Genomic DNA, 9,178 nt, shown 5'->3' on the forward strand with positions numbered 1-9,178 from the left:
GTCTTCGAAGGGGCCTTCACAGCTGCGCCATCCTCCGGCGTCGTACGAGAAAGATGAACAGCGGACCGCCGATGAGCGCCGTCACGATGCCGACCTGCAGTTCGGCCGGGCGCGTGACCACACGGCCGATGACGTCGGCGCCGAGCAGCAGCACGGGCGACAGGATCGTGGCGTACGGCAGGATCCAGCGCTGGTCGGGTCCGGTGAAGCTGCGCACGATGTGCGGCACCATCAGGCCGACGAAGACGATGGGCCCGCAGGCCGCGGTGGCCGCACCGCACAGGAGCGTCACGGCGAGCATCGCGACCGCGCGCGTGCGGTTGACGTGGGCGCCGAGGGCGCGGGCGGTGTCGTCTCCCATGCCCATCGCGTTGAGCGGGCGGGCGACGACGAGTGCGAGGACGATGCCGACGGCGATGAAGGGCAGCACCTGCCTGACCGTGCCCATCGACGCCGAGGCCAGCGAACCGACCGTCCAGAAGCGCATCTTGTCGAGGGCCGCGGTGTCCATGATCTGTACGGCGTTGATGTAGCCGTAGAGCGCGGCGGTGGCGGCCGTACCGGCGAGCGCGAGCCGTACGGGAGTGGCGGCGCGGACCCCGCCGAGCGCGTATACGAGGACCATGACGGCGGCCGCGCCGGCGAAGGCGAACCAGACGTAGCCGGTCAGCGAGGTGACCCCGAAGAAGCTGATCGCCGAGACGACGGCGGCGGAGGCTCCGGCGTTGATGCCGAGCAGTCCGGGGTCGGCGAGCGGGTTGCGCGTGAGCGCCTGCATCACGGCGCCGGCGAGGCCGAGGGCCGCGCCCGCGAGCAGCCCGAGCAGGGTGCGCGGCAGGCGGAGATCGCGGATGACGACGTCGTTGTCGGTGCCCGTGTTACCGAACAGGCCGTGCCAGACGTCGCCGACGGGTATCTGCTTGGCCCCTATCGCGATGCTCGCCACGACGACGAGCAGCAGCACGCCGACGGAGACCAGCAGACCGGCCGCGCGCATGGCCTGGCGCCGGGCCGGCACCGTATCGGCTGGTGGCGGCTGTGTCTGGGGCTGAGGGGGACTGTCGACCAACACCCGGTTAGGTTAGCCTACCCTCGCACTCCCCTTCGACGAGAGAGCACGAAGAATGTTGCCGTCCCGTCCTCCCCTTTCGCCGGCCGATCAGCGCTCCCGGATATCCCGGCGCGGGCTGCTCGCCACCGGCGGCGCCCTCGGCCTGGGCGCGCTCCTTGCCGCGTGCGGCGACTCCGACGACGCCAAGTCCCCGCAGAAGAAGGCCGGTTGGTCGTTCAAGGACGACCGCGGCAAGTCCGTGAAGACCGACGGCACGCCCAAGAACGTGGTCGCCTACATCGGCGCGGCCTCCGCCCTGTACGACTTCGGCGTCGAGTGCGTGGGTGTGTTCGGCCCCACGAAGCTCGAGAACGGCAAGCCCGATGTCCAGGCGGGCCGGATCGACGTCGACAAGGTCGAGATCATCGGCAACGCCTGGGGCGAGTTCAGCATCGAGAAGTACGCGGCCCTCGAGCCCGACCTCCTCGTCACCACGATGAACGAGTCGCCGACGCTCTGGTACGTCCCCGAGGAGTCGGCCAAGAAGATCGCCGCCCTCGCCCCCTCCGTCGGCATCCTCACCGGCAAGACCTCGCTGACCGGCGTGATCGACCGCTTCGGCGAGCTCGCGGCCTCGCTCGGCGCGGACCTGAAGGCCAAGAAGGTCACCGACGCCAAGGCCCGCTTCGAGGCCGCGTCCGAGTCCGTACGCCAGGCCGCCAAGACGGCGAAGGCCAAGAAGCTGAAGGTCATGGCGGTCTCCGCGACCAAAGACCGGCTGTATGTCGGCACCCCCGACGACTTCACCGACCTGCGCTACTACCGCGAGCTCGGCGTCGAGTTCGTGACCCCGGACGGGGTCGGCGAGGCCGGCTTCTTCGCGGAACTGAGCTGGGAGAACGCCGGCAAGTACGAGGCCGATCTGATCCTCGTCGACAAGCGCACCGGCAATCTGCAGCCCGAAGACCTGATGAAGTCCATGCCCACCTGGGCGAAGCTCCCGGCGGCCAAGGCCGGCCAGACCGTGGCCTGGTACAACGAGCCGCAGTTCAGCCACGCCGGTATCGCGCCGCTTCTCGAATCCCTTGCCACCGCTCTTCAAGACGCCAAGAAGGTCGCCTGATGTCTGCCAAGAACCGCCCCTCGCAGCTGAACAAGGGCGGCCTGTCCCGCCGCGGCCTGCTCTCCGCCGGCGCGGCCTTCGGTCTCGGTGCCTTCCTCACCGCGTGCGGCGACGACAAGAAGCCCGCGGCGAGCACCGACAAGGGCAAGGACAAGCCCTGGTCGTTCAAGGACGACCGGGGTAAGACCGCCAAGGTCGACCACACCCCGAACAAGATCGTCGCCTTTGTCTCCACGGCCGCGGCCCTGCATGACTACGGCATCGAATGCGTCGGCATCTTCGGCCCCAGCAAGCCGATCGACGGCAAGCCCAACCCGCAGGCCGGCGCCATGGACGTATCCAAGGTGACGAGCCTCGGCGAGGACTGGGGCCAGTTCAACGTCGAGAAGTACGCGGCGCTCGAGCCCGACCTCCTGATCAGCAACATGTTCCCGGCGCCGCTGCTCTGGTTCGTCCCCGAGGAGTCCACCAAGAAGATCGAGGCACTCGCCCCGACCGTCGGCATCGACGGCGCCCGCCGCACGCTGCTCGACCCGCTCAAGCGCTACACCGACCTCGCGAAGTCGCTCGGCGCCGACCTGGAGGCCCAGGCCGTCAAGGACGCCAAGGCCCGCTTCGACAAGGCCGAGGCGCGGCTGCGCGAGGCGGCGAAGAAGAACAAGGGCCTCAAGGTCATGGCGGTGACCGCCGACAAGGACCAGTTCTATGTGGCCGTCCCCGACTCCTACTGCGACCTCAACTACTTCAAGGACCTCGGCGTCGAGCTGATCGAGGGCAAGAAGGTCGACGAGTGGGGCTTCTGGGAGACCTTCAGCTGGGAGAACACCGACAAGTACCACGCGGACCTGCTCCTGCTCGACAACCGCAGCCAGACCCTGCCCGCCGCCGAGCTGGCCAAGAAGCCGACGTGGACCCGCATGCCCGCGGTCGAGGCCGACCAGGTCATCCCGTGGTCGATGGAGGAGCGCTACAGCTACGCCGGTTACGCGCCCGTCCTCGAAGCACTCGCCGAGGCCGTCGAGAACGCGAAGAAGCTCAAGGCCTGACCGAGAGTCCAGGCCTTGCCGAGAAGCTCAAGGCCTGACCGGCCGGCGCCATTGCGAAGAGGAGACCGCCCGTGTCCGACGCCCCGTACCAGTTCTTCGACACCCGTGTCGTACGCAAGGAGCACCTCACCCCGTCGATGATCCGCGTCGCCTTCGGCGGCCCGGACGTCGCGCGGATGGCGTCGGCCGGGCGGGACCAGCGCATCAAGCTGTTCCTGCCGCACCCGGGCCAGGACGCTCCGGTCGTGCCGACGGAACAGGGCGAGAACTGGTACACCGCCTGGCGGGAGCTCGACCCCGCGGTCCGCGGCATCATGCGCACGTACACGACCCGCGCCCTGACCTCCGACGAACTCCTCGTCGACTTCGCCCTGCACGGCACCGAAGCCCCGGCATCGCGCTGGGCCCAGCACGCCGAGCCAGGCGACCGCGTCTCGGTCCTCGCCCCCGTCGACGAGGAGAACGGCGCGTACGACTTCCGGCCGCCCGAGGACTCCGACTGGCTGCTCCTCACCGGCGACGAGTCGGCCCTGCCCGCCATCGCCGGCATCCTCGAATCGCTGCCGTCCGGTCTTCCCGTACGGGTGTGGCTCGAAGTCCGCGATCCGGCCGACCGCCAGGAGCTGGCCACCGCCGCGGACGCGAAGATCGAGTGGGGCACCTCGGGTGTGGTGGACGCGGTCCGCGCGGCGGATCTGCCGTCCGGCACCCCGTACGCCTGGATCGCGGGCGAATCGGCCACGGTACGGGCGCTGCGCCGCCATCTCGTCGGCGAGCGGGGCTTCGACAAGCGGCGGGTGAAGTTCACGGGCTACTGGCGCCAGGGAGCCACCGAGGACGATCTCCTGACCTCGGGCGAGGACGCCTGAACCACGTGAGGAGTGCCGCCCGGGCCGGACGGCACCCCTCACGTCGTCACAGCCCCAGCCGCGCCAGCACCTTCCCCGAGTCCAGCTCGCACACCCCGGCGCCCGCATGCGTCCACGCGGCGGCACACAGCGCCCGCAGACCGTCCAACGGCTCGCCCTCACCGTCGAGTTCGAGGCCCTCCCCCGCCCGCGCGGTCCAGCCGCCGCAGCGGAACCCGTCGCCCTCGGCCACGACCTCGGGCTGCCCGGTGAGCATGCCGCGCAGATCGGCGTCGACGTACGTGGGCCGGTGCTCGAGCCGTGCCGCGAGCAGCTGCGCGCCGTCGGTCACTCCGGTCAGGACGAGCAGCGAGTCCACCTGCCCGTTGTAGGCACCCTCGATGTCCGTGTCGAGCCGGTCGCCCACCACCAGCGGGTGCTCGGCACCCGTGCGCAGAATCGTCTCGCGGTGCATCGGCGGCAACGGCTTGCCCGCGACCTGCGGCTCGGCGCCCGTGGCGATCCGTACGACCTCCACCGCCGCACCGTTGCCGGGCGCGATGCCCCGTCCGCTCGGAATGGTCAGGTCGGTGTTGGACGCGTACCAGGGCACGCCCCGCGCGATCGCATAGCAGGCCTCCGCGAACCTGCCCCACTGCAGCTCGGGCCCGCCGTACCCCTGCACCACGGCCGCAGGATCGTCGTCCGCCGACTCCACCGGTACGAGCCCGCGCTCCCGCAGCGCGATCCGCAGCCCTTCACCGCCGATGACGAGGACCTTCGCACCGGCCGGCTGCTGCTCGGAGATCAGCCGGGCCACGGCCTGTGCGGAGTTGATCACCTCGGAGGCCTCGGTCGGCACCCCGAGCTCCGTGATGTGCTCGGCCACGACCTGCGGCGGACGCAGCGCGTTGTTGGTGACATACGCGAGCCGCATACCGCCGTCGCGCGCGGTGAGCAGCGAGTCGACGGCGTGCGCGATCGCCGCACCGCCCGCGTACACCACCCCGTCGAGGTCGAGCAGCGCCGTGTCGTACGCCGCGCTCAGCGCCCGTTCACTGCCGGCCGGGCTGGTCCTGACGGTCTCATGCATGGTGGTCATCGCTCCTCGATCGGTGCCTCTGCCCCGATCATCTCGCACTGCCCCGACACAACTACGATGCCTCAATGAACACCACAGGTCAGAGGGACAGCGGTAGGCCGGAGGGGCTGCACCTCTCACCGTTTCGGGGCCTGCGTTACGCCCCGGAGCGGGTCGGCAGCCTGGCCGCGGTCACATCGCCGCCGTACGACGTGGTCGTACGGCCCGACGGCCTGACCCACCTGGAATCGGCGGACCCCCACAACATCGTCCGGCTGATCCTTCCGCAGGCCGAAACGCCCGCCGCCCGCCACCAGCAGGCCGCCGACACCCTGCACCGCTGGCTCGCCGAGGGCATCCTCGCCCCCGACCCGGAACCGGCGCTCTACGTCTACGAGCAGCGCAACGGGGACGTACTCCAGCGCGGTCTCATCGGCGCGCTGGAACTCTCCGAGGCATCCGAGGGCGTCGTGCTGCCGCACGAGGACGTCATGCCGCACATCGTCGAGGACCGGGCCGACCTGATGCGCGCCGCGGCCGCCAACTTCGAGCCGCTGCTGCTCAGTTACCGCAGCGAGGGCACCCGCGTCGGCGCCACCGCGGTGATCGAGCGGGCGGCCCAGCGGCCTCCGCTCCTCACCACGACCACGGAGGACGGCTTCAGCCACCGCCTGTGGTCGGTCACGGACCCGGCCGAACTGGCCGAGGTCCAGAACGACTTGAGCCGCCGCCAGGCCCTGATCGCCGACGGCCACCACCGCTGGGCCACGTATCTGCGCCTGCGCGACGAACACCCGCGGGGCACGCCCTGGGACCACGGTCTGGTGCTCCTGGTGGACACGGCCCGCTATCCCCTGCGCGTACGGGCCATCCACCGCCTGCTGCACCGGCTGCCGCTCGCCGAAGCCGTGTCCGCCGTACGGGACACCTTCCGTGTACGCCAGGTCGACGGCCCCCTGTCCCGTGCGATGGAGGCGCTGGCGTCCGCGTCGGCCGAGTCCAACGCCTTCCTCCTGACCGGCGACGGCACGTACCACCTGATCGACCGCCCCTCCCCCGAGCTGCTGGCCCGCACGGTGCGGGGCGACCGCCCGGAAGCCTGGCGACGGCTCGACGCGACGGTCCTGCACGCCACGCTCCTGGACCACGTCTGGAACATGCCGGACGACTCAGCCCACATCGCGTACATCCACGACACGGTGGCCACGGTCGCCAAGGCGGAACGCGACGGCGGTACGGCGGTCCTCATGCACCCCGTCCACGAGGACGTCGTACGGGAGCTGGCCCGCGAGGGCGTGACGATGCCGCGCAAGTCCACCTCGTTCGGACCGAAGCCGGCCACGGGTCTGGTGCTGCGCAGCCTCGCCCACTGAGCCCGGACACGACGAAGGGGCGGTGACCGTGACCGGTCACCGCCCCTTCACTTGTTCCTGAAGCCTCAGGCCTTGTCGGCCTCGGGCTCCTCGCCCTGGTCGGCGGCCTGCGCCTCGGCCTGCTCCGGGGCAACGAAGAGCGGCTGGTCGAGCGCCGGCTTGGCGGTTACGTCCTCGTCCGCCTCGTCGTCGCCCTCGAACTCCTCGTACTCCTCGTCATCGGGGTCGTAGTACTCGGTACCGTCGGCCTTCTCGGCCTCCGCCACGTCCTCGTCGTCCTCGGCATCCTCGGCGTCCTCATCGCCCTCGGCGTCGGACTCGTCGATGCGGGACTCAGCGACGAGGTTCTCGTCCTCGCCGCCCTCGTGCTCGTCCTCGTCCTCGTCGAAGGCGTCCACGAACTCCACGCCGTCCAGCTCGGCGAGCCGGTCGGAGGCGTTGGTGGTGTGCTCCTTGTCGGATTCGACGGTCTTGGCGAACCACTCCCGCGCCTCGTCCTCGCGCCCGGCCTCGAGCAGCGCATCGGCGTAGGCGTAGCGCAGCCGCGCGGTCCACGGCTGTACGGAGTTGGAGGCGAGCTCGGGGCTCTGCAGCGTCACGATGGCCGCGTCGAGCTGGCCCATGTCGCGCCGCGCACCGGCGGCGACCAGCCGCATCTCGACCTGCCCGGCCTTGTCGAGCCGCTGCACCTCGGGCTCTCCTGCCATGTCGAGCGCCTTCTCGGGCCGCCCGAGACCGCGCTCGCAGTCCGCCATGACCGGCCACAGCTCGGCCGAGCCGGTCATCCGGCGCGCGGCACGGAACTCGGCGAGCGCCTCCGAGTACTTCTCGTTCGCGTACGCGGCGAAGCCGGCGGCCTCCCGGACGGCAGCGACACGGGACGCGAGGCGCAGGGCCACACGCGAGTACGCGTAGGCCTGCTCGGGGTCCTCATCGATGAGCTTGGCGACCATCACCAGGTTCTTGGCGACATCGTCCGCAAGCCCCTTGGGGAGACTCTGCAGCTCCTGCCGTACGTCGGGGTCGACCTCGTAGCCGGTGACGTCCTCGGGGATCGGCAACCGCCGGATCGGCTCACGGTCACGGTCCCGGTCGTCACGCCCCCGGTACCCACCGCGGTCGTCACGCCCGCGGTATCCACCACGGTCGTCGTCGCGACGCGGCCCGTAGCCGCCGCCCGGACGTCCGCCACGGTCGTCGCGTCCGCGGTATCCACCACGGTCATCATCACGGCGGGGCGCGTAGCCACCGCTGGAGGGACGGCCGCCGCGGTCGTCACGGCGGTCATCGCGACGGTCGTCACGGCGGAACCCGCCGCGGTCGCCGCCGCGGTCATCGCTTCGGGGGCCCCGGTCGTCACGGCGGTCGTCACGACGCTCGAAGCCGCCGCCGGACGGGCGCCCGCCTCGGTCGTCACGGCGGGGACCGCCGGAGCGGTCGTCACGTCCGCGGTATCCACCACGGTCGTCATCACGACGCGGCGCATAGCCACCACCCGAGGGACGGCCACCACGGTCATCGCGACGGAAACCGCCGCCACCCGACGGCCGGCCACCACGATCGTCATCACGACGGGGCGCATAGCCACCACCGGACGGACGACCACCGCGGTCGTCGTCACGACGGAAGGAAGGACGGTCATCTCGACGCGGACCACTGGAACGGTCGTCACGCCCGCGGTACCCACCACGGTCGTCATCACGGCGGGGCGCGTAGCCACCACCCGAGGGACGGCCACCACGGTCGTCACGGCGGTCATCGCGACGGTCGTCACGGCGGAACCCGCCGCGGTCATCGCCACGGTCATCACGACGGGGACCCCGGTCGTCACGACGCTCGAAGCCGCCGCCGGACGGGCGCCCGCCTCGGTCGTCACGGCGGGGACCGCCGGAGCGGTCGTCACGTCCGCGGTATCCACCACGGTCGTCATCACGACGCGGCGCATAGCCACCACCCGAGGGACGGCCACCACGGTCATCGCGACGGAAACCGCCGCCACCCGACGGCCGGCCACCACGATCGTCATCACGACGGGGCGCATAGCCACCACCGGACGGACGACCACCGCGGTCGTCGTCACGACGGAAGGAAGGACGGTCATCTCGACGCGGACCACTGGAACGGTCGTCACGCCCGCGGTACCCACCACGGTCGTCATCACGACGGGGCCCGTAGCCACCGCCTGCAGGACGGCCACCGCGATCGTTGTCCCTGCGCGGACCGCCGGAACGGTCGTCGCGACGGAAACCGCCTCGGTCGCCCCCGCGATCGTCCCTACGGGGACCGCTGGGGCGGTCGTCACGCCGGCCGGAACCACCGCGGTCGTCCCTGCGCGGGCCGCGGTCATCACGGCCGCCGCGGTATCCGCCCCGGTCATCGTCCCGGCGGCGCGGATCGCGCTCCGGACGATCCTCGGGAGAGTTGCTCGACATCGGTGACTCCTGTCCTAGGTACCGCAAGTCATTCTTGCGCAACCGCCAACCGGCCGCGCTTCGGCAGAAAAAGAAAAAGGACCCGTGGTCCCCAGCGTGAACGCTGGGACCACGGGTCCTCCAATAATTGTTCGGCGGCGTCCTACTCTCCCACAGGGTCCCCCCTGCAGTACCATCGGCGCTGTGAGGCTTAGCTTCCGGGTTCGGAATGTAACCGGGCGTTT

General features: G+C 70.7%; 7 protein-coding genes, 1 rRNA gene and 1 pseudogene. 4 read left to right on the forward strand and 5 right to left on the reverse strand.

The window, feature by feature from the left end:
- Positions 1-16: 16 nt before the first annotated feature.
- Positions 17-1,072 (reverse strand): FecCD family ABC transporter permease, encoded by a 1,056-nt coding sequence (locus ABT367_RS28620; protein WP_352256164.1) that lies wholly within the window; start codon positions 1,070-1,072, stop codon positions 17-19.
- A 52-nt stretch (positions 1,073-1,124) separates the two neighbouring features.
- Between ABT367_RS28620 and ABT367_RS28625 the strand changes: the two genes are divergently transcribed.
- The 3 genes from ABT367_RS28625 to ABT367_RS28635 all read left to right on the forward strand — a co-directional run bounded on the left by ABT367_RS28625 (position 1,125) and on the right by ABT367_RS28635 (position 4,089).
- Positions 1,125-2,174: an ABC transporter substrate-binding protein gene (locus tag ABT367_RS28625; protein ID WP_352256166.1), complete on the forward strand. Its 1,050-nt coding sequence runs from the start codon at positions 1,125-1,127 to the stop codon at positions 2,172-2,174.
- The gene (locus tag ABT367_RS28630) at positions 2,174-3,220 is read left to right on the forward strand and encodes an ABC transporter substrate-binding protein (RefSeq protein WP_352256168.1); all 1,047 of its coding nucleotides are present in this window, start codon (positions 2,174-2,176) and stop codon (positions 3,218-3,220) included. The genes ABT367_RS28625 and ABT367_RS28630 overlap by 1 nt, the downstream gene beginning before the upstream one ends.
- A gap of 71 nt (positions 3,221-3,291) precedes the next feature.
- Positions 3,292-4,089 (forward strand): siderophore-interacting protein, encoded by a 798-nt coding sequence (locus tag ABT367_RS28635; protein ID WP_352256170.1) that lies wholly within the window; start codon positions 3,292-3,294, stop codon positions 4,087-4,089.
- Between the two features lie 46 nt (positions 4,090-4,135).
- On the opposite strand, the gene ABT367_RS28640 is transcribed toward ABT367_RS28635, so the two are convergent.
- Positions 4,136-5,161, reverse strand: a complete 1,026-nt coding sequence (locus ABT367_RS28640; protein ID WP_352256179.1) for an HAD hydrolase-like protein — start codon at positions 5,159-5,161, stop codon at positions 4,136-4,138.
- A gap of 74 nt (positions 5,162-5,235) precedes the next feature.
- Between ABT367_RS28640 and ABT367_RS28645 the strand changes: the two genes are divergently transcribed.
- Positions 5,236-6,522, forward strand: coding sequence for a DUF1015 domain-containing protein (locus ABT367_RS28645; protein ID WP_352256172.1), 1,287 nt, complete (start codon positions 5,236-5,238; stop codon positions 6,520-6,522).
- Between the two features lie 65 nt (positions 6,523-6,587).
- Here ABT367_RS28645 and ABT367_RS28650 read toward each other — a convergent pair whose 3' ends face one another.
- From ABT367_RS28650 to rrf, 3 genes and pseudogenes are all read right to left on the reverse strand, one after another.
- Entirely contained in the window at positions 6,588-7,583 is a 996-nt protein-coding gene (locus ABT367_RS28650) for a hypothetical protein (RefSeq protein WP_352256181.1), read from the reverse strand.
- A 150-nt stretch (positions 7,584-7,733) separates the two neighbouring features.
- Positions 7,734-8,456, reverse strand: a pseudogene (locus ABT367_RS41490) (hypothetical protein); the annotation flags it as partial.
- Positions 8,457-9,083: 627 nt separating this feature from the next.
- Positions 9,084-9,178, reverse strand: a 5S ribosomal RNA gene (rrf, locus tag ABT367_RS28660); the annotation flags it as partial.

The sequence above is a fragment of the Streptomyces mesophilus genome, assembly GCF_040300965.1.
GTDB classification, from domain to species: Bacteria; Actinomycetota; Actinomycetes; order Streptomycetales; family Streptomycetaceae; genus Streptomyces; species Streptomyces mesophilus_A.